At 72.8% G+C, this 22,962-nt stretch carries 19 protein-coding genes; 10 read left to right on the top strand and 9 right to left on the bottom strand.

Annotated elements, in window-relative coordinates; all coding sequences use genetic code 11:
• The first annotated feature begins 46 nt into the window (after positions 1-46).
• Both OG247_RS39415 and OG247_RS39410 read left to right on the top strand, forming a co-directional pair.
• The gene (locus OG247_RS39415; protein ID WP_327256764.1) at positions 47-703 is read left to right on the top strand and encodes a DUF6629 family protein; all 657 of its coding nucleotides are present in this window, start codon (positions 47-49) and stop codon (positions 701-703) included.
• Between the two features lie 449 nt (positions 704-1,152).
• A complete protein-coding gene (locus OG247_RS39410) occupies positions 1,153-2,808 on the top strand; it encodes a GMC oxidoreductase (protein WP_327256763.1) in 1,656 nt (551 codons plus the stop codon).
• An 82-nt stretch (positions 2,809-2,890) separates the two neighbouring features.
• Here the strand turns inward: OG247_RS39410 and OG247_RS39405 are convergent, their stop codons facing one another.
• The 5 genes from OG247_RS39405 to OG247_RS39385 all read right to left on the bottom strand — a co-directional run bounded on the left by OG247_RS39405 (position 2,891) and on the right by OG247_RS39385 (position 6,985).
• A complete protein-coding gene (locus OG247_RS39405) occupies positions 2,891-3,370 on the bottom strand; it encodes a carboxymuconolactone decarboxylase family protein (RefSeq protein ID WP_327256762.1) in 480 nt (159 codons plus the stop codon).
• Positions 3,367-4,449, bottom strand: a complete 1,083-nt coding sequence (locus OG247_RS39400) for an NAD(P)H-dependent amine dehydrogenase family protein (RefSeq protein WP_327256761.1) — start codon at positions 4,447-4,449, stop codon at positions 3,367-3,369. The genes OG247_RS39405 and OG247_RS39400 overlap by 4 nt, the downstream gene beginning before the upstream one ends.
• A gap of 64 nt (positions 4,450-4,513) precedes the next feature.
• Positions 4,514-4,690 (bottom strand): DUF6126 family protein, encoded by a 177-nt coding sequence (locus OG247_RS39395; protein WP_327256760.1) that lies wholly within the window; start codon positions 4,688-4,690, stop codon positions 4,514-4,516.
• A gap of 17 nt (positions 4,691-4,707) precedes the next feature.
• Positions 4,708-5,370: a helix-turn-helix domain-containing protein gene (locus tag OG247_RS39390; protein WP_327256759.1), complete on the bottom strand. Its 663-nt coding sequence runs from the start codon at positions 5,368-5,370 to the stop codon at positions 4,708-4,710.
• A gap of 64 nt (positions 5,371-5,434) precedes the next feature.
• Complete coding sequence (locus tag OG247_RS39385; protein WP_327256758.1) at positions 5,435-6,985, bottom strand: ATP-dependent DNA ligase; 1,551 nt, start codon at positions 6,983-6,985, stop codon at positions 5,435-5,437.
• A 303-nt stretch (positions 6,986-7,288) separates the two neighbouring features.
• Between OG247_RS39385 and OG247_RS39380 the strand changes: the two genes are divergently transcribed.
• The 3 genes from OG247_RS39380 (at position 7,289) to OG247_RS39370 (ending at position 12,022) form a co-directional block, all read left to right on the top strand.
• Positions 7,289-10,012: an alpha/beta fold hydrolase gene (locus OG247_RS39380; protein WP_327256757.1), complete on the top strand. Its 2,724-nt coding sequence runs from the start codon at positions 7,289-7,291 to the stop codon at positions 10,010-10,012.
• On the top strand, positions 10,009-10,953 hold the full coding sequence (locus tag OG247_RS39375; RefSeq protein WP_327256756.1) for an ABC transporter permease: 945 nt from the start codon (positions 10,009-10,011) through the stop codon (positions 10,951-10,953). Before OG247_RS39380 ends, OG247_RS39375 begins: the two co-directional genes overlap by 4 nt.
• Before the next feature lie 127 nt (positions 10,954-11,080).
• Positions 11,081-12,022: a carbonic anhydrase gene (locus OG247_RS39370; protein WP_327256755.1), complete on the top strand. Its 942-nt coding sequence runs from the start codon at positions 11,081-11,083 to the stop codon at positions 12,020-12,022.
• 14 nt (positions 12,023-12,036) lie between these two features.
• Here OG247_RS39370 and OG247_RS39365 read toward each other — a convergent pair whose 3' ends face one another.
• Entirely contained in the window at positions 12,037-12,984 is a 948-nt protein-coding gene (locus OG247_RS39365; RefSeq protein ID WP_327256754.1) for an aldo/keto reductase, read from the bottom strand.
• 127 nt (positions 12,985-13,111) lie between these two features.
• Positions 13,112-13,732 (bottom strand): organomercurial lyase, encoded by a 621-nt coding sequence (gene merB / locus OG247_RS39360; protein WP_327256753.1) that lies wholly within the window; start codon positions 13,730-13,732, stop codon positions 13,112-13,114.
• Positions 13,733-14,164: 432 nt separating this feature from the next.
• Between merB and OG247_RS39355 the strand changes: the two genes are divergently transcribed.
• A complete protein-coding gene (locus tag OG247_RS39355) occupies positions 14,165-15,157 on the top strand; it encodes a hydroxyacid dehydrogenase (protein WP_327257791.1) in 993 nt (330 codons plus the stop codon).
• Here OG247_RS39355 and OG247_RS39350 read toward each other — a convergent pair.
• Positions 15,145-15,945 carry a sugar phosphate isomerase/epimerase family protein gene (locus OG247_RS39350; RefSeq protein ID WP_327256752.1) on the bottom strand — a complete coding sequence of 267 codons (801 nt, stop codon included), beginning with the start codon at positions 15,943-15,945 and terminating at the stop codon, positions 15,145-15,147. The genes OG247_RS39355 and OG247_RS39350 overlap by 13 nt on opposite strands.
• Positions 15,942-17,039 (bottom strand): LacI family DNA-binding transcriptional regulator, encoded by a 1,098-nt coding sequence (locus OG247_RS39345; protein WP_327256751.1) that lies wholly within the window; start codon positions 17,037-17,039, stop codon positions 15,942-15,944. The genes OG247_RS39350 and OG247_RS39345 overlap by 4 nt, the downstream gene beginning before the upstream one ends.
• A 213-nt stretch (positions 17,040-17,252) precedes the next feature.
• Here OG247_RS39345 and OG247_RS39340 point away from each other — a divergent pair, with 213 nt between their 5' ends.
• The 4 genes from OG247_RS39340 to OG247_RS39325 all read left to right on the top strand — a co-directional run bounded on the left by OG247_RS39340 (position 17,253) and on the right by OG247_RS39325 (position 22,874).
• Complete coding sequence (locus OG247_RS39340; protein WP_327256750.1) at positions 17,253-18,404, top strand: Gfo/Idh/MocA family protein; 1,152 nt, start codon at positions 17,253-17,255, stop codon at positions 18,402-18,404.
• Positions 18,401-19,558 (top strand): dihydrodipicolinate synthase family protein, encoded by a 1,158-nt coding sequence (locus OG247_RS39335; protein WP_327256749.1) that lies wholly within the window; start codon positions 18,401-18,403, stop codon positions 19,556-19,558. Before OG247_RS39340 ends, OG247_RS39335 begins: the two co-directional genes overlap by 4 nt.
• The gene (locus OG247_RS39330; protein ID WP_327256748.1) at positions 19,555-20,400 is read left to right on the top strand and encodes a sugar phosphate isomerase/epimerase family protein; all 846 of its coding nucleotides are present in this window, start codon (positions 19,555-19,557) and stop codon (positions 20,398-20,400) included. The genes OG247_RS39335 and OG247_RS39330 overlap by 4 nt, the downstream gene beginning before the upstream one ends.
• 80 nt (positions 20,401-20,480) lie before the next feature.
• Positions 20,481-22,874 carry a polysaccharide lyase 8 family protein gene (locus OG247_RS39325; RefSeq protein ID WP_327256747.1) on the top strand — a complete coding sequence of 798 codons (2,394 nt, stop codon included), beginning with the start codon at positions 20,481-20,483 and terminating at the stop codon, positions 22,872-22,874.
• Positions 22,875-22,962: the final 88 nt, after the last annotated feature.

Below are 22,962 nucleotides of genomic sequence, written 5' to 3'. Positions count from 1 at the left end.
TGGCAGACGTTCACGCCTCCGCCTACCGTGGGAGCGGGAGGCCCTCATGTGCTGGAGCGCGACGGCCGATCTGACGGCGGGCACGGTCATCACCGCCGTCGGGATCGTCTGCCTGGTCCGGACCCGGCGCGCCCGGGACCTGCCCGTCGCCGCACTCCCGCTGATCCTGGGCGCGCACCAGCTGACCGAAGCCGCCGTCTGGAACTCCGGCGGCGGCTGCGGCCCGGCCACCACCGCCTGGGCGGTGATCGCCCTCCCGCTGCTGCCCGTATGGGTGCCGCTCGGAGTCCTGCTCGCCGCCGCGCCCGAGCTCAGGCCCCGGCTGCGCCTGCCGGCCGCCGCCGGACTCGCCACCGGCGCGTACCTCTCGTACTGCCTCGCGACCCGCCCGGTGAGCGCCGAGATCCGCGGCCACACCCTCGGATACGGCGTGGACATTCCGTGGATGCCCCTGGCCCTCGCGGGCTATCTGTTCGCCACGCTCGGCGCCCTGCTCCTCTCGGGGGATCACCGACTGCGCCTGCTCGGCCTGCTCCTGACGGCCGGGGCCCTCGTCTGCGCCGCGCTGTGGAGGCTGGAGTTCGCTTCGACCTGGTGCGCCTTCGCGGCGGCCGCCTCGACGCTGATCCTGGTCTGGACCGGCGACCGTGCGCGTTCCCCTTCTGTACGCGAGGACGCCGCCCGGGGTGCGCCGGGCCTGTAACACCGGCCCGGGCGCCGAACAGGAACGCACGGCGAAGGTAAAAAGATTCGGGCGCCGACCCCGGGCCCACCTTGCGGTTTGTCGCTTTTCGGCCTCCGGGCCGACCGGATGCAGCCACGACGGAGTGGCGGGGTGGGCCGAGAGCCCGGCCACCACGGGGCGACGGGGCTTCCCGTAACGCGTTCGACTTCTGACGTGGCGGATTCGCCCGGACGCACCTCACCGGCGACCCCCCTCCCCGGAGCACTTCCGTCACTCCGGGAGCACCGGCCATCCACAGCGGGTCGTCGTTCCCAGCGTCCGATGGGACCTTCAGCCCCCTTCTGCGGGCCGCGAATCGGCCCCGCCCACGACCGCCGCCACCGAAAGATGCCTTGACGTATCTAGTGACTTCGCAAGCACTCGGCAGTAGAACTCGTTCTCATTCCGCCTAGAGTGAGGAAGCTCACATGAGCGACAAAGGCCTGCACAAAACGAACCAGAACGGCGTCTCGCGTCGAGGATTTCTCGGTAGAACGGGTTCCATCCTGGGCGCAATGGCCCTTGCCGGTCAGATCGCCCCGTCCCAGGCCCAGGCCGCCACGGCCGGCGCGGCCGCCGCCGGCCCCATCGGCAACGGGGCGCACGTACCGGCCCTCGTGATCGGTACCGGGTACGGCGGTTCCGTCGCCGCCCTGCGGCTCGCCCAGGCCGGCGTGGACGTCCACATGATCGAAATGGGCATGGCCTGGGACACCCCCGGCTCGGACGGCAAGATCTTCTGCAACACGACCACCCCGGACTACCGCGCCTACTGGCTCCGCACCAAGACCAAAGCGCCGCTGAGCAACTTCCTGGGCTTCCCCATCGACAAGGCCGTCCCGCGCTACACCGGCATCCTGGACGCCGAGGAAATGGGCGGGATCATCGTCTACCAGGGCCGCGGCGTCGGCGGCGGCTCGCTGGTCAACGGCGGTATGGCGGTCACCCCGAAGCGCGCGAACTTCGGCGCCGTCCTGCCGACCGTGAACGCGGACGAGATGTACGACACCTACTACCCGCGCGCCAACGCGGGCCTCGGGGTCAGCCTGATCGACCCGGCCTGGTTCGAAAGCGTCGACTGCTACCAGTTCTCGCGCGTCGGCCGCAAGCACGCCCAGCGCGCCGGCTTCCCCTTCGTCTTCGTCCCCGACGTATACGACTGGGAGTACATGAAGAAGGAGGCGGCCGGAACCGTCCCCAAGTCCGCCGTCGCCGGCGAGATCCTGTACGGCAACAACGCCGGCAAGAAGTCCCTCCAGCAGACCTACATCGCCCAGGCCAAGGCCACAGGCAAGGTCACCATCTCGCCCCTGCACAAGGTGACTTCGGTCTCCCCCGCCTCCGGCGGCGGGTACACGGTCGTCATCGACCAGATCAACACCACGGGCGACACCGTCGGCACGAAGACCGTCGTCGCGGACAAGGTGTTCTTCGCGGCCGGCAGCGTCGGCACCAGCAAACTGCTCGTCCGGCTCAAGGCCACCGGCGCCCTGCCCAACCTGAACAACGAGATCGGCAAGGGCTGGGGCGACAACGGCAACGTCATGTGCGGCCGCGCCAACCACATGTGGGACGCGACCGGCAAGGTGCAGGCCTCCATCCCCTGCGGCGGCATCGACAACTGGGACGCGGGCGGCGCGTTCGCCGAGGTGGCGCCGCTGCCGACCGGCATCGAGACGTACGCCTCGTTCTACCTGTCGATCACGAAGAACCCGAACCGCGCGGAGTTCACGTACAACGCCTCGACGGGCGGGGTCGAGCTGAACTGGCAGACGACGTGGAAGGCGCCGTCCATCGCCATGGCGAAGACCATCTTCGACAAGATCAACTCGAAGGAGGGGACGATCTACCGGACCGATCTCTTCGGCACCAACAAGATCTGGGGAGACCACCTCACCTACCACCCGCTCGGCGGGGCGATCCTGGACAAGGCCACCGACAACTACGGCCGTCTGCACGGCTACACCGGCCTGTACGTCATCGACGGCGCGCTGATCCCCGGCAACACCAGCGTCAACCCGTTCGTCACCATCACGGCGCTCGCCGAGCGCAACATCGAGAAGATCATCGCCACCGACCTGTAAGGGCGGCGGACAGCACGAAGGCCGGGGCCGTCGGATTCTCCGACGGCCCCGGACCCGTGTGCGCACCGCACGCCCCGCGCGCTCAGTGGCCCGGCAGCACGCAGACGCTGTCGAGTCCGAGCACGTGGTTGAGCCGGCCGAAGGCCAGCCAGGAGCCGATGCTCATCGTCAGCTCCACGATCTCCACCTGGCTGAAGCGGGCCGTCATCCGCTCCCAGAACTCCTCGTCCAGGCCGTGGTGGTCCAGGCAGTACCGCTCGGCGTACTCCGCCGCGAGCCGGGTGCGCTCGTCGAAGCGGTCCGTGGTGCGCCAGTCGGTGACGGCCTCGGGGAACTCGTCCTCGACCTTCTCTCCGTCCCGGTCGGTGCGCCAGTCCAGGCAGAAGACGCAGCCGTTGATCTGCGCGACGCGCAGCCGCGCCGCTTCGAACTCCCGCAGCCCCAGGGTGGTGTGGGCGTACACCGACAGCGAAAAGTTGGCGGCGGCCATGCCGATGCCGGGCACCAGATCGCCCCACACGTACTCGATGGGGTGCTGACCTTCGGGTATGTCGATCCTCATGACAGTTTCCTTCCGAGTTTGCCGACGGCGGGGCGCAGGGGGACGTCCAGGGCGTCGTAGAGCCCCGGTTCGGCCTCCACCAGCCAGTCGATGGCTCCTACGAGGCGTCCGACCGCGGTGGCGTTGCCTCCGGCGGAGCGGTTCTCGCCCTCGTCGGTGGCCTCGATGGTGACCTCGATGTGCGGGCGGCCCTCGATGATCACCCGGTGGGCGCCGTCGCCGCCGTCGGGCGGGGTCGGCCAGTCGGGGGCGCAGGAGGCGTGGATGCGGGTGACGTGCTCGATGACGATGCGGGGTTCGCCCTCGACGATCCCCTGCACCTCGAACCGGATCGCGCCCTGGGTGCCTCCCTCGAACTCCCCCATCGTGCGCGTGGTGACGGTGGTGTCGAGGGCGCGGCGCTCCACGGTCTCGCGGATGTCGTCGAGTTCGACGCCGAGCGCCCGGGCCATCATCCGGATCTGCCCGCCCCACACCATGGTCGGGATGGACGGCATGAGCATCATCGGCTCGTAGTCCATGGGCTGGCCCATGCCGATGAGGTGGCGGACGGAGTCCGGCTGGTCGTAGGTGGAGTAGTCGAAGATCTCCTGGCAGCGAATGACGTCGATCCGGGTGCCGAGCCCGCTGAGCAGCAGCGGGAGTACGTCGTTGCCCCAGCCGGGGTCGACGCCGGAGGCGAAGAGCGAGCCGCCGCCCTCCGCGACCGCGGCGGTCACCGGGTCGAGGAACTCCGGTGGTGCGCTGCGGTAGTCGTAGAGCGGATAGAGGGCGGGGCTCACGACGACGGCCCCGGAGCGGATCGCCCGGGTGATGTCGGCGAGCGCGTCGTCGGGGCGGATGTCGCCGGACGCCGCGTAGACCACCGCCTGCGGACGGGCGGCGAGGACCGCCGCTATGTCGTCGGTGGCCAGGACGCCCGTCTCGTAGTCGAGTTCGCCGAGTTCACCGGCGTCGCGGCCGACCTTTTCTGGATTGTGGACGATGACGGCGGCCAACTTCAGCGCCGGATGGGCCTCTACGGCACGGATGGCCAAACGGCCGACGTTGCCGGTACCCCAGACAACCGTGGAAATCATGCGCGGAGGGTAGCTTCAGGACCTGTAGGTTCCTAGAGCCGTGTACGGAAATTCCGGCCCCCTGTCACTGGTTTTGCGCACCCAGGACAAAAAGCAAGTAAACGAAGAACGCGAACAAATGGCCTACAAACAAGTAGGCGATGAGCCGGATGATGAGACCGCGCGGGAACTTCGACTGCTGTACCTGCTGCGTGGGCGTGCGCGTGGGCGTGTGCGTGGGCGTGTTCTGCTCATCGGACATGGCGTACGGCTCCTCGCCTATCGGTGGTGTGTGGTCGTGCCGGTGCCGCCGCCGAGGCACAGGCCGGCGAGGCTGCTCTGCAGCAGCGTGTGGACGAACAGCAGCTCCGCCCCGGCGGCCGAGGCCGCGCCGATCCGGTGCGCGGTGAGCGAGTCGAAGTGGGCGCTGTCCCCCGGCTCCAGCAGGTACTCGGTCTCCCCCAGGTGCAGCCTCAGCCGCCCCTGCAGCACGTACAGCCACTCCTCCCCGGGATGTACGCGGACCAGCTCGCCCTGGCCGCGGCCCCGGGGGTCCCTCCCAGCGGTAGCTGGGGGAGGAACGTGCACGCGCAGCGCCTGCATCCCGCGGCCGGAGCCGCCGGCCTGCCAGTACGTCCAGCCGTCCGCCTCGCGGGCGCCGGGGCCGCCGGCCCGTACGATGGGATCGGCGACGGCCGGGGTCTCCCCGAGCAGCTCCGAGACCGTCGTGCCGTACGTGCGGGCGAGCCCGAGCAGCAGCGGCAGCGAGGGCTGGCGGCGGCCGGTCTCCAGCCGCGACAGGTGCGCCGGCGAGAGCCGGGCCCGGGCGGCGGCGGCCTCCAGGGTGAGCCCGGCCCGGCGGCGCAGATCGCGCAGCTGCGGGGCCACGGTGGGCAGCTCGGCTTCCGGGGCGGTGTCGCCGGGGGCAGGACCGGTTGTCATGCCCCGATTGAGCCAGATCCTTACCTCCCTGGCAATCCACGTTGCCTCTGAGGCAAAACTGCTCCTACGCGGCGTCACAGGGTCCGGACGGACCGCCGAGCACCGTCTCCACCGTGTCCGCTTCCTGCGCCCGCTTGTCGGGACGGTGTCGCAGCACGCGCGCGAAGCGCAGGGCGACCCCGGCCGGGTAGCGCGGGGAGCGCTGCAGGCCGTCGTAGGCGATCTCCACCACCAGTTCGGGGCGCACCCGGACCGTGTGGCCGTCGTCCTCGACCGCGAGCTCGCCGAGCCTCTGGGTCTGCCAGCGCAGCATCTCGTCGGTGAGCCCCTTGAAGGTCTTTCCGAGCATCGCGTAGCCGCCGTCGGCGGTCCGGGCGCCCAGGTGCAGATTGGACAGGAGGCCGGTGCGCCGGCCGTGGCCCCGCTCCACGGCGAGCACCACCAGGTCCAGGGTGTGCACCGGTTTCACCTTGAGCCAGTGTTTGCCGCGCCGGCCGGCCGCGTAGGTGGAGTCGAGGGCCTTGAGCATCACGCCCTCGTGCCCCCGGCGCAGGGTCCGCGTCCAGAACTCCTCCGCCTCGGCCGACTGCCCCGCCGGGTCCTCGACCACGAGCCGGCCGACCCGGGACTCCTCGGGAACCAGGGCGGTGAGCGCCGCGTACCGTTCGCGCACCGGCAGGTCGAGGAGTACCCGGTCGCCCTCCGCCAGCACGTCGAAGAAGTAGGGGACGACCGGAAGGGTCCGCCGGGCGGCCTCGACATCGGCGCGGGAGCCGACCCGGCTCGCCACCTCCTGGAACGGCACCGGCCGCCCGTCCGCCGCGGAGCGTCCGATGACCTCCCCGTCGAGGATGAACCGGTCCCCCGGAAAGGACCGAGCCAGCTCGGCAACCTCCGGCAGCCGGTCGGTGATCTCGTCGAGGGAGCGCGTGTACACCCGTACGTCGTCCCCCTCGCGGTGGACCTGCACCCGGATCCCGTCGAGCTTCTCCTCCACCGCACACGGCCCGAGCGCGGCCAGGGCCTCGGCCACCGACTTGGCGGTGTTCGCCAGCATCGGCTGTACGGGCTGCCCCACCCGCAGGGTGACATCGCGCAGGGCCGCCGCCCCGTCGGCGAGCACGGCCGCCGCCACCCGGGGCAGGGACCCGTCGAGCATGGCGGCCCGGCGCAGGTCGGCCGCGGGGACCCCGGCCGCGGCGGCCACCCCCTCCAGGGCCACGGCGTCGAGCGCGCCCTGGCGCACCTCCCCTCCGAGCAGGCTGCGCAGGAACCGCTGCTCGGCCGCGGTGGCGGCGCCGAGCAGACCGTCCAGGATCCGGCGGCGTTCGGCCTGGGCGCCGACTCCGGCCACGGCGGCGAGCCGGGACACGGCCTCGTCGACGGCGGTCACGGTCAGGGTGGGTTCGGCGGCCGGTTCGGTCTCCGCGGCAAGGGCGCGCCAGCCGATCCCGGGACGGCCTTGCGGAAGCCGTCCGGCCAGGTAGGAGACGACCAGGGCCGCTTCCCCGGCGGGCGCGGCGGCGAACAGCTCCGCGAGCAGGGCGGTCTTCCCCGACCGGGCGGAGGTCTCGGCGACCTCCCGGGACACGCGCGCGACCTCGGCGAGCAGCATGCGGCCATCCTCCCGCCGGCCGCCCACCCGCGCAGCCCGGCACCTCCAGCCTCGCCGGCGCTTGAGGCGCGGGGTCCGGGGCGGAGCGCCAGTTTCGAGGGAGGGGCGGGGTGGGGGGAAAATCGTCCCGGCCCGACCTCGCCGGGCTCTCCGGCCCCCGGCCCCCGGCTCCCGGCTCCCGGCTCCCGGCCCGCCGCATACCGCAGGCGCGGTACACCGACCGACCGGCGTAGTCCTTGAGGACGTCCGCAGTTCAGCCTGCGGGAGCGCGGTCACCGGCGGCCTGGCGCTTAGGGTTCCCGTATGAAGCTCCGACTGCCCCGGCGCCGCCGAAGCCGCCTGCTCGCGGGCGCTGCCGCGCTTGCCGCCGTCGCGGGGGCGGGCACCCTCACGGCCACCGCCGCGGCCGGCGACGCCCCGTCCGTGCGCCGCGAGGACAAGGTCCTCGACATGCCCGGCGCCGGGATCGACATCTCGTACTTCACCAGTGGGGACGCGGGGGACAACGGGGCGAAACGTCCCGCCGTGCTCCTCGCCCACGGTTTCGGCGGCAGCAAGGAGGACGTGCGCCCGCAGGCCGAGCGCCTCGCCCGCGACGGCTACGCCGTGCTGACCTGGTCGGCGCGCGGCTTCGGCCGCTCCGGCGGGAAGATCGGGCTGAACGACCCCGCGTACGAGGTCAAGGACGTCTCCCGGCTGATCGACTGGATCGCCGCCCGGCCCGGGGTGCGCCTCGACGCGGCGGGAGATCCGCGCATCGGAGTCGCGGGCGGCTCCTACGGCGGCGCGATCTCGCTGCTCGCGGCGGGCAACGACCCGCGCGTGGACGCCATCGCCCCCTCGATCACCTACTGGAACCTCGCGGACTCCCTCTTCCCCGGCGGCGTCTTCAAGAAGCTGTGGGCGGGCCTCTTCTTCACCACCGGTTCCGCGGGCGGGCTGCAGCCGGGCGCCTCCGCCCAGGCCGCCGCCCCGCAGGCGGCCCCGGCCGCTCCCGGCTGCGGACGCTTCCAGCCGGAGCTGTGCGCCATGTACGAACGGGTCGCGGTGGCCGGGAAGCCCGACCCCGAAGCCCGCGCGCTGCTGGAGCGGCGCAGTCCCTCGGCGGTGGGCGGCGCGATCAAGGTGCCGACGCTGATCACGCAGGGCCAGGACGACTCCCTCTTCCCGCTGGACCAGGCCGATGCCATGGCCCGGGCGATCGCCGCCAACGGCGCGCCCGTCTCCGTGGACTGGGCGGCCGGGGGTCACGACGGGGGCATGCGCGAGGCGGACCGGGTCGAGGACCGGGTGAAGACCTGGTTCGACCGCTACCTCAAGGACGACACGGCCGTGGACACCGGCCCCGCCTTCCGCGTCTCGCGCTCCGGCGGCATCGACTCCACCGACGGCCGGGTCACGCTGCGCGGAGCGAGCGGCTCCGCCTATCCCGGGCTGCTGTCCGGGCCGCGCGAGTTCGCCCTGACCGGCCGGGAGCAGACCTTCGCCAACCCGGCGGGCGGAGCACCGCCTGCCCTGTCCGCGCTGCCGGGCATCGGCGGGCAGCTCGCCGCCCTCGGAGGCGGCCTCTCACTGGACTTCCCCGGGCAGAACGCCCGCTTCGACTCGGAGCCGCTGACCGGGGAAACCCGGATCACCGGGACCCCGACCATCACCCTAAAGGTGAGGTCTACGGCTGAGGACGGTTCGGCCGTCCTGTTCGGCAAGGTGTACGACGTCGGCCCCGACGGGCGACAGCAGGTGCTGCCCAGTCAGCTGGTGGCCCCGGTGCGGGTGGAGGGCGCGCAGCAGGACAAGACCGTCGAGCTGCGGCTGCCCGCGATCGACCACGCGGTCGAGGCCGGGCACCGGCTGCGGCTCGTCGTCGCCGCCACCGATCTCGGCTACGCCTCCCCGGCCGCGCCGGTGTCCTACACCGTCTCGGCGCAGGGTCCGCTGGCCGTGCCCGTCGCGGGCGGGGTGCGCACGGCGTCCTCCGGGCTGCCCGCCTGGACCTGGTGGATGCCGCTCGGGGCCGCGCTGCTGGCCGCGGCGCTGGTGGGGCTCCGCAGGACCGGCCGGGGGCCGGGCGGGGGCCGGGCGGGCGCGGCGCAGCCCGACCCGGCGCTGGCCGCCGTACCACTGGAGATCACGGGGCTGACCAAGCGCTATGCCAAGTCGCAGGACCGCTACGCCGTGCGGGACCTGTCCTTCCGGGTGGAGAAGGGTCAGGTGCTCGGCCTGCTCGGGCCCAACGGCGCGGGCAAGACCACGACCCTGCGGATGCTGATGGGCCTGATCACTCCGGATGCCGGGGAGATCCGGGTCTTCGGGCACCGGGTCCGGGCAGGCGCGCCCGTGCTCTCGCGGGTCGGGGCCTTCGTGGAGGGGGCCGGCTTCCTGCCGCACCTGACGGGGCGCGCCAACCTGGAGCTGTACTGGCAGGCCACGGGCCGCCCCGCCGGGGACTCCCGCATGGAGGAGGCCCTGGAGATCGCCGGGCTCGGCGACGCGCTGGAGCGGGCGGTGCGCACGTACTCGCAGGGCATGCGCCAGCGCCTCGCGATCGCCCAGGCCATGCTCGGCATGCCGGACCTGCTGATCCTCGACGAGCCGACCAACGGTCTGGACCCGCCGCAGATCCGCGAGATGCGCGACGTGATGATCCGGTACGCGGCGGGCGGGCGGACGGTCATCGTCTCCAGCCACCTGCTGTCGGAGGTCGAACAGTCCTGTACGCACCTGGTGGTCATGGACCGCGGCCGGCTCGTCCAGGCGGGCGAGGTCGCCGAGATCACCGGCGGCGGGGACGTCCTGTTGGTGTCGCTGGCGCAGCCGGTGGACGAGACGGTGGTCGGGAAGATCGCCGCGCTGGAGGGAGTGGAGTCCGTGGCGAGCGCCGAGGACGGTCTGCTCGTACGGCTGGACGGTGCGAGCGCCGCCGAGCTGATCGCCGAACTCGTACGGCTGGAGGTGCCGGTGTCGGGAGTGGGACCGCACCGGCGGCTGGAAGACGCGTTCCTCACCCTGATCGGAGGCGCGGCATGAACACCGTGACGGATGTGAACGCGAACGCGAAGGCGAAGGCGGACGCGGAATCGCTCGCGAACGGCGACGTGACCCCGGACGGCATCGGCCGCGAGGTCGCCCACGGCTACAGGGCGAACCGCACGCTGCCGCTGCGCGTGGAGGCGCTGCGGCAGTGGCGCCGGCGGCGGACGCTGGTGATGGGCGGGATCCTGGCCGCGCTGCCCTTCATCCTGATGATCGCCTTCGCGGTCGGCGGCGGACCCGGCAGCCGCGGCGGCGACGACGGCCGGATCACCCTCATCGACACGGCGACGGCCTCGGGCGCGAACTTCGCGGCCACCTGCCTGTTCGTGTCGGCCGGATTCCTGCTGGTGGTGCCGGTGGCGCTGTTCTGCGGGGACACGGTGGCCTCGGAGGCCAGCTGGTCCTCGCTGCGCTACCTGCTGGCCTCGCCCGTGCCCCGGGCCCGCCTGCTGTGGAGCAAGCTGGTGGTGGCGCTCGGGTTCAGCCTGGCAGCGATGGTCCTGCTGCCGCTGGTGGCGCTCGCGGCGGGTACGGCCGCCTACGGGTGGGGGCCGCTGGAACTCCCCGCGGGCGGCTCGCTGCCGGCCGGGGACACGCTCGGGCGGCTCGCCATCGCCGTGGCGTTCGTCTTCGTATCGCAGCTGGTCACGGCCGGTCTGGCGTTCTGGCTGTCGACGCGGACGGACGCGCCGCTGGGCGCGGTGGGCGGGGCGGTCGGGCTGACGATCGTCGGCAATGTACTGGACGCGGTGACGGCGCTGGGGTCCTGGCGGGAGTTCCTGCCGGCGCACTGGCAGTTCGCGTGGGCCGACGCCTTGCAACCGCAGCTCGAGTGGGGCGGGATGATCAAGGGGACGGTGGTTTCGGTGTCGTACGCGGTGGTGCTGTTCGCGCTCGCGTTCCGCGGGTTCGCGCGCAAGGACATCGTGTCCTGAGGCTCGGCCGTCGGGGGCCAACCCGGGCGGATCCGCTTGTGCCTGCCGCCCCGGCTGCACGTACCCCCCAAGAATCGCCTCGGCCAGGACGTACGGACGCGTCCGAACGCACCGAGGGGTACGACCGATGGACAGAGCAGGACTTCCGCCTCGCAGGTGGGTGCTGACCGGGGGCCTCACGGCCGCCGCGGCCCTGATCTCGGGGTGCTCGGCGAAGAGCGCCCCGAAGCGGACGACGGCCGCGCCGGAGCCCCGGCCCAGCACCCCGGAGGGCGCGTACAGCCGTCTGATGGAGGGCAACAAGCGCTGGGTGAGCGGCAGTCTCAACCACCCCGACCGCGATCCGGACCGCCGTGAGCTGGTGGCGCAGGCGCAGGATCCGTACGGCGTGATCCTGGCGTGCATCGATTCCCGGGTGCCGCCGGAGCTGCTCTTCGACACCGGGCTCGGCGACCTGTACGTGCTGCGCACGGGCGGGCAGGCGGTCGGTCCGGTGGTGACGGGGTCGGTGGAGTACGGGCCGATGACGGGGGGCACCCCGCTGATCCTGGTCCTCGGGCACCAGCGTTGCGGGGCCATCGACGCTTCGTACAAGGCCTTGCGGGACGGCGACCCGCTGCCCGGAAACCTGCGGGCGATCGAGAAGGCGCTGGTGCCGGCGTACGAGCTGACGGTCAAGGACCCCGGAGCCGACCCGGTCGACACGATGATCCGCAATCAGATCAAGGTGACGGTGGAGGAGCTGCGGGCCAACGCGGATCTCGCGCCCCTGGTGGCAAAGGGCTCGCTGGCCGTGGTCGGCGCCTACTACTCGCTGGACACCGGTCAGGTGGAGGTGCTGACGGGGGCGCCGACGGGCAGCGCTTCCGCCAGCCCGTCCGCCAGCCCGTCGGCCAGCGCGTCGGCCAGCGCGTCGGCCAGTGCCTCCGGGAGCGCCTCTCCGAGCCCGACGGAGTCGGCGTCCGCATCCGCATCCGCGTCCGCGTCGGGGTCGGGGTCGGCGTCCGCCTCGGCCTCCGCGTCCCGGCCGGAGTCCACTCCCGCCGGTCCGTCGCCCGACGCCTCCTGAGGGCGGGACCCGGGTCAGCCGATGGCCCCCGCGACGGCGTCGACCTCCGCCAGGAGTTCGGCGTCGAGCGGCCGGTCGGCGACGGCCGCGTTGGCCCGTACCTGCTCGGCGGAGGTGGCGCCCGCGATGACGGAGGCGCAGCCGGGCTGGGCGGAGAGCCAACCGACGGCGAGTTCCAGGACGGTGCGCCCGTGCTTGTCGGCGAGCGCCGCCAGGGCTTCCACGACGTCGAGGCGCTCGTCGGTGAGGTAGGCGTCGCGCCCTTCGAGGCGGGAGCCCGCGGGGACGGGGGCGCCCCGGCGGATCTTTCCGGTCAGCAGCCCGTTGGCCAGCGGGAAGTACGGCAGGACGCCGACGCCGTAGTGGCGGGCGGCCGGGACCAGCTCGCGCTCGGCCGACCGCTGGAGCAGCGACCATTCGTTCTGGGCCGATACGAAGGGTGCCGCGCCGGTCTCGCGGGCCACGTGGGCGGCTTCGGCGAGCTGCCAGCCGCTGAAGTTGGAGTGCCCGATGTAGCGGACCTTGCCCTCGGTGACGAGTTCGGTGAGCGCGGCGAGGGTCTCTGCCACGGGAACGGCGGGGTCGGGGCTGTGGAGTTGGTAGAGGTCGATGTGGTCGGTCTGCAGGCGGGTCAGGGACGCTTCGACGGCGCGGCGGATGTAGGCGCGGCCGGCGCGGGAGCCGGCGGCGGGCCCGTAGCCCATGTCCACGCCGTCGTAGCCGAACTTGGTGGCGAGGACGACCTGGTCCCGGCGGCCCTTGAGGGCCTCGCCGAGGTGGGTTTCGGAGCCCCCGGCGCCCCCGTAGATGTCGGCGGTGTCGAGGAGGGTGATGCCCGCGTCGAGGGCGGCGTCGACGACGGTGCGGGTGGCCCGGGCGTCGAGGCGGCCGCCGAAGTTGTTGCAGCCGAGCCCGATCGCCGAGACTTGGAGACCTGAACTGCCCAGGGGGAGATGGCGCATGGTTTTCGTTCCTCCGCACTCGTCCGGCACATGATCGACAGGACGGCAGTGTAGAGCGCCCGCGGCTCCCCGGGACGGGGCGGGGGGGCGGCCCGGACCTCCTCCGGAACGTGCCGGGCCGTCCCCCTCAGAAGAGGTCGGCGAGCCGCTTTCCGATGGCCCAGCCCTCGTCCACGGAGCAGACCGCGAGGTCGGGATCGGCCGCCGCGGCCGCCTCGGCCAGTTCGGGGGTCGCGTAGAAGTTCACACGATCGCAAAAGACTTCGCGGGTGTCAGCGCCGGTGGCCGGGGCCAGGGTGAGCGCGGCGGTCGCGGGAGTGAGGCCGCGGACTCCGTCGGGGGTGACGGTGAGGGAGATCGGGGTACCGGTCGTGACGCAGCGGCCGGTGACGCGGCTGGCCTCCTCCTTGAAGACCACCGGGAACATGAGGACGTCCATGACGCACCAGCCCGTGACGCGCTGCCCCTGGAGTTCCATGGCGTAGGGGCGCTCCTGGTCGAGCGAGACCCCGGCGCCGACGATGTCCCCGCCCGCGCCGGTCTCCAGGTCGAAGTCCATGGCGCGGAACCGCTCGAGGACCTCGTCGGCCGGCCAGCCGAGCAGTTCGCCCGCCGCGGCCGGGGAGAGCGGCCCCCGGGTCAGCAGTCCGCCGACGAGGCCGGCCCCGGCGGCCATGAGCTTCACGCCTTTCGGCGAGGTCCACTTGGCGACCAGCTGATCCGACAGGTCCTGCACACGGGGATTCACGCTTTTCCTCCTTGACTGCGGGCTTTTGTCCCACTTCCAAGCTATCGGACCGCGGAACGACGCGGCAGACGTGACCTGCATCACCTTTCGGTGAACTCGCTCAGTGGTCGATGTCGACCACCGTGGCGGTGTCGTAATGGCCCAGGGCTCTCTTGACGACATGATCGTCCGCGCAAAAGGATGAGGCGTGCGAACAGCTCCGGGGCCGCCTCTTTGGGGAGCGGCGGCCCCGGGCCCATCCGCCCCGCGGGGACCGGCTCGCTGCCGCCCCCGCACTTGTTCCCGCCCCGTGTCGTTCCCGGCGCCGCGGCCGGGGTTTGTGACCATCGGGACTCCGGATCTCACCGCAGGAGCCGTCAAGTGACCCACCCCGCCTCCGACTCCGCCCCCTCCTCTCTCGCCGCGCCCCGCAGGCCGGTCACCGTGCTCGCCATGAGCTCCGGGACCCGGGTCGCCGTCCTCGGTGACCGGATCCTTCCGGAGCTGGTCCGGGTGGCCGATGTGGACCCCGGGCTGCTCGTCACCGACTTCGGCGCCGCCTGCTCCGAGGACGCCGTGCGGCAGCGGCTGGCCGCGGCCGAGGTCCTGTTCACCGGGTGGGGCTGCCCTCCGCTGGACGCGCGGGCGCTGGAGCTGATGCCGGAGCTCCGGGCGGTCGTGCACGCCGCCGGCAGCGTCAAGCACCATGTGACCCCGGCCTGTTGGGAGCGGGGACTACTGGTCTCCAGCTCCGCCGCCGTGAACGCCCTGCCGGTAGCGGAGTACACGCTCGCCGCCATCCTGTTCGCCAACAAGCGGGTACTGGACTCCGCGCACGCCTACCGGGCCGCCCGCGGCCACGTCGACCCCCTGCGGCGCTATCCCGCCGCCGGCAACTACCGCCGTACCGTCGGCCTGGTCGGCGCCTCGCTCATCGGCCGCCGCGTACTGGAGCTGCTGCGCCCCTTCGACCTGCGGGTGCTGGTGCACGATCCGTACGCCGATCCGGCCGAGCTCGCCGCCCTCGGTGCCGAGGCCGTCGCCCTGGACGAACTGCTCTCCCGCAGCGACGTGGTGAGCCTGCACGCTCCCGAGCTGCCGCAGACCCGCCGGCTGCTGGACGCGGCCCGGCTGGCCCTGATGCGGGACGGGGCCACCCTCGTGAACACCGCGCGCGGCTCGCTCGTCGACACCGCGGCCCTGACCGAGGAGCTGGTCTCGGGGCGGCTGCACGCCGTGCTCGACCACACCGAGCCGGAGGTGCTGCCCGCCGATTCCCCGCTGTACGACCTGCCCAACGTGCTGCTCACCCCGCACGTGGCCGGCTCCCTGGGCGGGGAGCTGGACCGGCTGGCGGCCGCGGCCGTCGAGGAACTGGAGCGCTACGCCTCGGGTCTCGGCTTCCGCCACGCCGTCGACCGGGACCGGCTCGGCTACTCGGCCTGACGCTCCGCCTCGCGGACCAGCCGCTCCAAGTACGCCCGGCCCGGCCCGAGCCGCTCGGCCAGCTCGCCGGCGCCGGGATACCAGCGCTTCTCGTACTCCCAGCAGAGCCAGCCCCGCGGTGGAACGAGGGCCACCGCCGCGGCGAGGGGCAGCGCTCCCCCGCCGAGCCCGAGCGGGGTCAGCTCGTGCGCGGACGCCACGTCCTTGACCTGTGTGTAGCCCAGGTGCCGGGCGAGGGTCCGGCTCGACTCGGCCGGCGACTCGCCCCCGAGCCAGGTGTGCAGTACGTCCCACAGCGCGCCCGCGCCCGGATGCGCGACCCGGTCGAGGACCCGGGCCGTGGCGGTCGCGGTGCGGTGCGAGTCGTGGGTCTCCAGCAGGATCCGCACCCCGTGCCGCTCGGCGAAGGGAGCGGCGGCCCGGAGCCTGCGGACCGAGTGTTCGTCGGCTTCGGCCGGGGGCAGTTCACCGCCGCCGGGGAAAACCCGTACGTAGGGGGCTTCGAGGTCGGCGGCGAGGCGGACCAGGGCCTGGATCTCGGCGAGGACCGGCTCGTCGGGGCCGGGCGCGGCGACCCGGGCGTAGCCGGCGATTCCGAGGGCCGTCACGCCGGCGGAGGTCAGGGTGCGCAGGCCTGCCGCGCGGTCGCCCGCGGGGCTGTCGGGATGCAGGGGCTCCTCGGGGTGGGCCCGTAGCTCGAGGCCCGCGTAGCCGTGCGTGGCGGCGAGCTCCGCGCTGCGCTCCAGCGGGGTACCGGGCAGGCCGAGGGTGGAGAAGGCGTACCTCACGGACGGCCCCCATCCGTGGCTGCGGACGGTCCGGCGGCGGGCGGCGGCGCGGTGGAGGCGCGGACCGTCAGCTCGGCGGGCAGCGTGGTGATGCCGCCGGGGGGCAGTGCTCGGCGGCCCGTGACGAGCTGGGCCGCGAGCACCCCGGCCTCGCGCAGCGGCACCCGGACGGTGGTGAGGGCGGGGGCGGTGTCGACGCAGACGGGAAGGTCGTCGAAGCCGGCGACGGAGACGTCCTCGGGTATCCGCAGGCCGGCCTCGCGCAGGGCCGCGGCGACCCCGGTGGCGACGGTGTCGTTGGCGGCGGCCACGGCGGTGAAGGGCGCTCCGCGGCGGATCAGTTCACGGGTGGCGTCGTATCCGGCGGAGCGCTCGAACCCGGCGTGCACGGTGAGGCCGGCGCAGTGCGCGGGCAGTGAGGGGTCGTGGTCGCGCAGGGCGTCCTGGTGTCCGGCGAGGCGCTCCCGGGTGGTGCTGAGTCCGGGTGGACCGGCCACGTAGGCGATGTGCCGGTGGCCGAGCGTCAGCAGGTGCTCGGTGAGCCGGAAGGCGCCGCCCCGGTCGTCGAACATGACGGTGGCGACGGGGAGTCCGGCGGGCATCGGCAGCGGGGGGCGCCCGCACAGCACCACCGGGGCGCCGGTGGCCGCGATGCGGGCGAGGCGGGCGGCGAGCGCCCGGGTGTGCTCCGGCTCCTCCACGGCGCCGCCGGTCAGGACGACCCCGCCGGCCCGCTGGCCCTCCAGGAGGGCGAGGTAGTCCAGCTCGGCTGCCGGGGAGCCCTCGGTGTTGCACACGACGGCGAGCCGGCGCGCGCCGCCCTGTCCGCCGGGGGCCAGGGCGCCCTGCAGGGATCCAGCGAGGATCCCGAAGAAGCTGTCCGCGACATCGTGCACGAGGACGCCGATCAGGTCCGAGGTCGCGGCGGCGAGCGCCCGCGCGGGGCCGTTCGCGATGTAACCGAGGTCCTCGACCGCCCGCTCCACGCGCGTCCTGGTGCCGCCCGCCACCGGGTACCCGCCGTTCAGCACGCGCGAGACCGTGGCGGGCGATACGCCCGCGTGCGCCGCCACTTCGGCGAGTGTGACCGCCATCATCCCCTCCTTCCGATCCGTCCCGGGTCATCGTCTCACCCGGCGTGTGGATCTCCATACTGGCCGATGAAGAAAGCGCTTTCTATCACCCGTAAGAGTCTTGCAGCGCGACCGTTCGCGGCCCTAGCCTGATCGAAGAGAAAGCGCTTTCTACGCAGCTTTCCCGATAGCTCGGCACAAGGAACACGCAACAAGACGAAGGAGGGGGACACCGTGCAGCGCAAGACGATCAAGATCGCCATGAACGGCGTCACCGGGCGGATGGGATATCGCCAGCACCTGGTCCGCTCCCTGCTCGCACTGCGCGAGCAGGGCGGGCTCGACCTCGGCGACGGCACGGTGCTGTGGCCGGAGCCGGTGCTGGTCGGGCGCCGCGAGGAGGCCCTGCGGGCCATCGCGGAGCGGCACGGCCTGGAGCACGTGAGCACGGACCTGGCGGCGGTGCTGGCCGATCCCGAGGTGGAGATCTACTTCGACGCCCAGGTCACCGGCGCCCGCGAGGCGGCCGTGCGGCAGGCCGTGGCGGCCGGCAAGCACGTGTACTGCGAGAAGCCCACCGCCCTCACCTTCGAGTCCTCTCTGGAGATCGCGCGCCTGGCCGACGCGGCCGGGGTCAAACACGGAGTGGTGCAGGACAAGCTGTTCCTGCCGGGGCTGCTGAAGCTCAAGCGGCTCATCGACGGCGGCTTCTTCGGCGAGATCCTTTCCGTCCGCGGGGAGTTCGGCTACTGGGTCTTCGAAGGCGACTGGCAGTCCGCCCAGCGCCCGTCGTGGAACTACCGCTCCCAGGACGGCGGCGGGATCGTCGCCGACATGTTCCCGCACTGGGAGTACCTCCTGCACGAGCTGTTCGGCCGGGTCCGCACGGTGCAGGCCCTGACGCGCACCCACATCGGCCGCCGCTGGGACGAGGACGGCAAGCCGTACGAGGCCACCGCGGACGACGCGGCGTACGGGATCTTCGAGCTGGAGGGGGGCGCCGTCGCGCAGATCAACTCCTCCTGGGCGGTACGGGTCAACCGCGACGAGCTCGTCGAGTTCCAGGTGGACGGGACGCACGGCTCGGCGGTCGCCGGGCTGCGCGGCTGCCGGATCCAGCACCGCGCGGCGACGCCGAAGCCGGTGTGGAACCCGGACCTGCCCCTGACCGAGACGTTCCGCGACCAGTGGCAGGAGGTCCCGGACAACGACCCCGCCGACAACGGCTTCAAGGCCCAGTGGGAGCTGTTCCTGCGCCATGTCGTCCGGGACGAGCCCTGGCAGTGGGACCTGCTCGCCGGGGCCCGCGGGGTACAGCTCGCCGACTTGGGGCTGCGCTCCTCGGCGGAAGGCCGGCGGCTCGTGGTCCCGGAGGTGACGCTGTGAGCATCCGGCTCCCCTCGGCGGACGGCGGGCTGCGCCTCCACACCCCGGTCACCGCTCCGCTGGCGCCCCTCGCCTGCGGCCCGGCCCGCAGCCGGACCTTCTACTCGGCCGCGCACCTGGTGGCCGACCCCCTCGCCGCCTCGGCCGAATCCGGCCCGATGATCGACTGGGGGAGCACGCTGGCCTTCCGGCACACGCTGTGGGCGCAGGGCCTCGGGGTCGCCGAGGCCATGGACACGGCGCAGCGCGGGATGGGCCTGGACTGGCCGCGCGCGGCGGAGCTGATCCGCCGTTCGACCGCCGAGGCCCGGTCAGTGGGCGGCCGGATCGTCTGCGGGGCGGGCACCGACCAGCTGGCTCCGGACACCACGCACTCCGTGGCCGCCGTCACCGCGGCGTACGAGGAGCAGCTGGCGCTGGTCGAGGAGTGCGGGGCGACGGCCGTGCTGATGGCCTCCCGGGCCCTGGTCTCGGCGGCGCGCGGCCCGGAGGACTATCCCGAGGTGTACGGGAGACTGCTGCGGCAGAGCTCCCGGCCGGTGGTCCTGCACTGGCTGGGGCCGATGTTCGACCCGGCGCTGGAGGGGTACTGGGGTCACGCGGACCTGGACGAGGCCACGGACGTCTTCCTGAAGATCATTTCCGAGTATCCGGAGAAGGTCGACGGCATCAAGGTCTCGCTGCTCGACGCGGGGCGCGAGGTGGACATCCGGCGGCGGCTGCCGGCGGGTGTGCGCTGCTACACGGGCGACGACTACCACTATCCGGAGCTGATCGCCGGTGACGGCGAGCTGGCCAGTGACGCCCTTCTGGGCATCTTCGATCCGGTCGCCCCGCTCGCGGCGCGGGCGGCGCTCGCCCTCGACCAGGACGACACGGCCGGATTCCGGGAGCTGCTGGATCCGACGGTGGCGCTGTCCCGGCACCTGTTCGCGCCGCCCACCCGCTACTACAAGACGGGAGTCGTGCTGCTGGCCTGGCTGGCGGGACACCAGGAGCATTTCGCGATGGTGGGCGGGCTGCACTCGGCCCGCTCGCTCCCCCATCTGGCCACCGCGTACGAACTGGCCGACAACCTGGGCCTGTTCCCGGACCCGGAGCTCGCCGAGGCCCGGATGCGACAGCTGCTCGCCCTGCACGGGGTGGCGTCATGAGCCCGGAGACGACGCCGGCGCCGGCCCGGTTCAGCCTGAACCAGGAGACGATCCGCCAGTGGTCGCTCCCCCAGCTGGTGGCCGGATGCACCGCCGCCGGGGTCGGCGCGGTCGGGCTGTGGCGCGATCCCGTACAGCGGTTCGGGGTGCGGGAGACCGCGAAGCTGGTCGCCGATGCCGGACTCCGGGTCAGCTCCCTGTGCCGGGGCGGCTTCTTCACCGCCGCCGATCCGGTGGGGCGTGCGAGCGCCCTCGCGGACAACCGCCGCGCCGTGGAGGAGGCCGCCGAACTGGGCGCCGACGCCCTGGTCCTGGTCTCGGGCGGCCTGCCGGACGGAGACCGTGACCTGGCGGGAGCCCGGCGGCGGATCGTCGACATCCTGGGCGACCTGGTCCCGTACGCCGCCGGGCACGGGGTGCGCCTGGGGATCGAGCCGCTGCACCCGATGTACGCGGCGGACCGCTGCGTGGTCTCCACCCTCGGTCAGGCCCTGGACATCGCCGAGGAGTTCCCGGCGTCGCGGGTGGGGGTGGTCGTCGACTCCTACCACCTGTGGTGGGACGAGCGGCTGCCCTCCGAGGTGCGGCGGGCCGGTGAGGCCGGGCGGATCGTGTCCGTCCAGGTCGCCGACTGGGTGACACCGCTCCCGGAGGGCGTGCTGCTGGGCCGGGGACAGCTGGGCGACGGGTCGATCGACCTGCGGGCCTTCCGGGAGCTGACCGACTCCGCGGGGTACCTGGGGCCGGTCGAGGTGGAGATCTTCCATCCCGGGCTGTGGGCCCGCGATGGCGAAGAGGTGCTGCGGGAGGTGATCGACCGCTACCGCGAGCACGTCGCATGAGGTGAAGGGGGGACGCGAACCGAACACACGGGGGCCGCAGCGTTTCAGGCGAAGCAGCGTTTCAGTCAAAGGAGACTGTGATGACAGATGTGTGGAGCCGCCGTGCCTTCCTCACGGCGGTCGGTGGCAGCGTGGTGCTGCTCGGTACCCCCGTATTCCCGGCCACCGCCGGGACGGTGACCGCCGTGCACGCCGCCATGCGCGCGGTGTGGCAGGGCCTCGTCCTGGGGACCGTGTCCTCCCCCACCGCGGAGCCGTTCCGCACCCGGCTCACCGCGCTGGGCGCACAGGCCGGCCAGTGGCGCTCCTCGATGGCCCCGGCGACCGGTTCGCTCTGGCCCGACCAGGTCTTCACCACCGACCCCGAATGGATGGCGCAGAGCTACTACCGGCTGCGGAGCATGGCGGAGGCCTACCTCAGGCCGGGGACGGGGCTCACCGGCGACGCCGCGCTGCGCACGGCCGTGCTGACCGGGCTGGATCATCTCCACGCCCAGGTCTACAACGCCGGCCGGACGCGGTACGGAAACTGGTGGTGCTGGCAGATCGGCGCCCCCCAGGCGCTGCTCGACACCGTCGTCCTGATGTACGGCCACTTGTCGGCGGCGCAGCTCGCCGGATACTGCGCCGCCGTGGACCACTTCGTGCCGGATTCTTCGGTCGGCTCGTACACCGGGACCAGCACCGGGGCGAACCGGGTGGACCTGTGCCGGGTGCTCGCGCTGCGCGGAGTGGTCGGCGGTGACGACGCGAAGATCGCCCTGGCCCGGGACGCGCTCACGCCGGTGTTCCCGTACGTCACCTCCGGTGACGGGCTCTACCGGGACGGCTCCTTCATCCAGCACACCTATGTCGCGTACACCGGCTCGTACGGTTCGGTCATGCTCGGCGGACTGGGCATGCTGTTCGGCCTGTTGAAGGGGACGGCGTGGGAGGTCACCGACCCCGGATCGCAGATCGTCTTCGACGCGGTGGAGCACGCGTGGGCACCGTTCCTCTACAACGGGCTGATGATGGACGCCGTATCGGGCCGGGCCCCCAGCCGGGGGGTCCAGGTCGCCGATCCCCTCCAGGCGCAACTGGACGACCACACCCGCGGCCATTCCGTCCTCGCCGCGATCCTGCTCCTCGCCGAGGGCGCGAGCACCGCCGAACGGACGCGCTGGCGCGGCCTGGTGAAGGGGTGGACGGCGCGGGACTACTACAGCCCCCCGCCGGCGGACGCCACCCAGAGCTTGTCGGCCCTGGCCCGCCTCTCCGAGGTCTCGGCGGACGCGGCGGTCACGGCCGCGCCCGAGCCGGTGGCGCACCGGCTGTTCCCCTCGATGGACCGGGCCACGCACCGCAGACCGGCCTGGGCGGCCTCCCTGTCCATGGCCTCGAAGCGGATCACCCACTACGAGACGGGCAACGGCGAGAACCTGCGCGGCTGGCACACGGGCAGCGGCATGCTCTCCTGGTGGGGCTCCACCTACGGGAACGGCCAGTACTCGGACGCGTTCTGGCCCACGGTCAATCCGTACCGGCTGCCCGGGATCACCGCCTCCCGCAAGGCGCTGGCCGACGGAGCCGGGGGTGACTGGGGCGCTTCCCGGCCGGACGTCACCTGGGTGGGCGGCTCGACCGACGGGGAGTTCGCCTCGGTGGGCCAGCACCTGAAGGGACTGGGCAGCACCCTCACGGCCCGCAAGGCCTGGTTCTTCCTCGACGACACGGTGGTCTGCCTGGGAGCCGGGATCAGCTCCACCGACGGCGCCGCTGTCGACACGGTCATCGACAACCGGAACCTGGGCGCGACCGGCGCCCACGCCCTGACCGTCGGCGGCACGGTCCAGCCGGCCACGCTGGGCTGGACCGCCTCCTTCCCCGGGCCCGGCTGGGCGCACCTGGCGGGCTTCGGCGGCTATGTGATGTCGGGTTCGGGCACCTTCCGGGCGCTGCGGGAGGCCCGCACCGGCCGGTGGAGCGATATCAACCGGAGCGCCTCCACCACGGTCCTCACCCGGCGCTACCTGACCCTCTGGTACGACCACGGGACGAACCCGGCCGCCGGCAGCTACGTCTACCAGCTGATGCCAGGTGCCTCGGCCGCCCAGACCTCGGCACGCTCGGCCGCCACCGGTTGGCTCACGGTGCTCGCCAACAGCCCGACCGCCCAAGGGGTGACGGTGGGCTCGCTCGGCTTCACCGGGGTCAACTTCTGGCAGCCCGCGACGATCGGCGCCCTGCAGGTGAGCGCGCCGTGTTCGGTCACGGTGCGGGAGCCCGGCGACGGCACGGCCGTGATCTGCGTCTCGGATCCGACCCGCACCCTGTCGGGACTGACCCTCGTGTGGAACCGGCCCGTCACCCAGGTGCTGTCCCAGCCGGCGAGCCTGGTCTCGGCGAGCACCGGGAGCACGCTCCGGCTCGGCTTCGGCAGCCTCACGGCCCTGGAGGGGGCGATCCAGGTGGTGAAGGTGAAGCTGGGGTGATCTCCGGAAGGCCCGCGGGCGATCCCCGGTCGCCCCCGTCCATCCCCCGTCGATCTCCGGACGGCCCGCGAGGCGATAAAAGCCAAGC

Source organism: Streptomyces sp. NBC_01244, assembly GCF_035987325.1.
GTDB lineage: Bacteria > Actinomycetota > Actinomycetes > Streptomycetales > Streptomycetaceae > Streptomyces.
The sequence above is the reverse complement of the archived record's forward strand: the minus strand, read 5'-3'. Positions and strand labels throughout refer to the sequence as shown.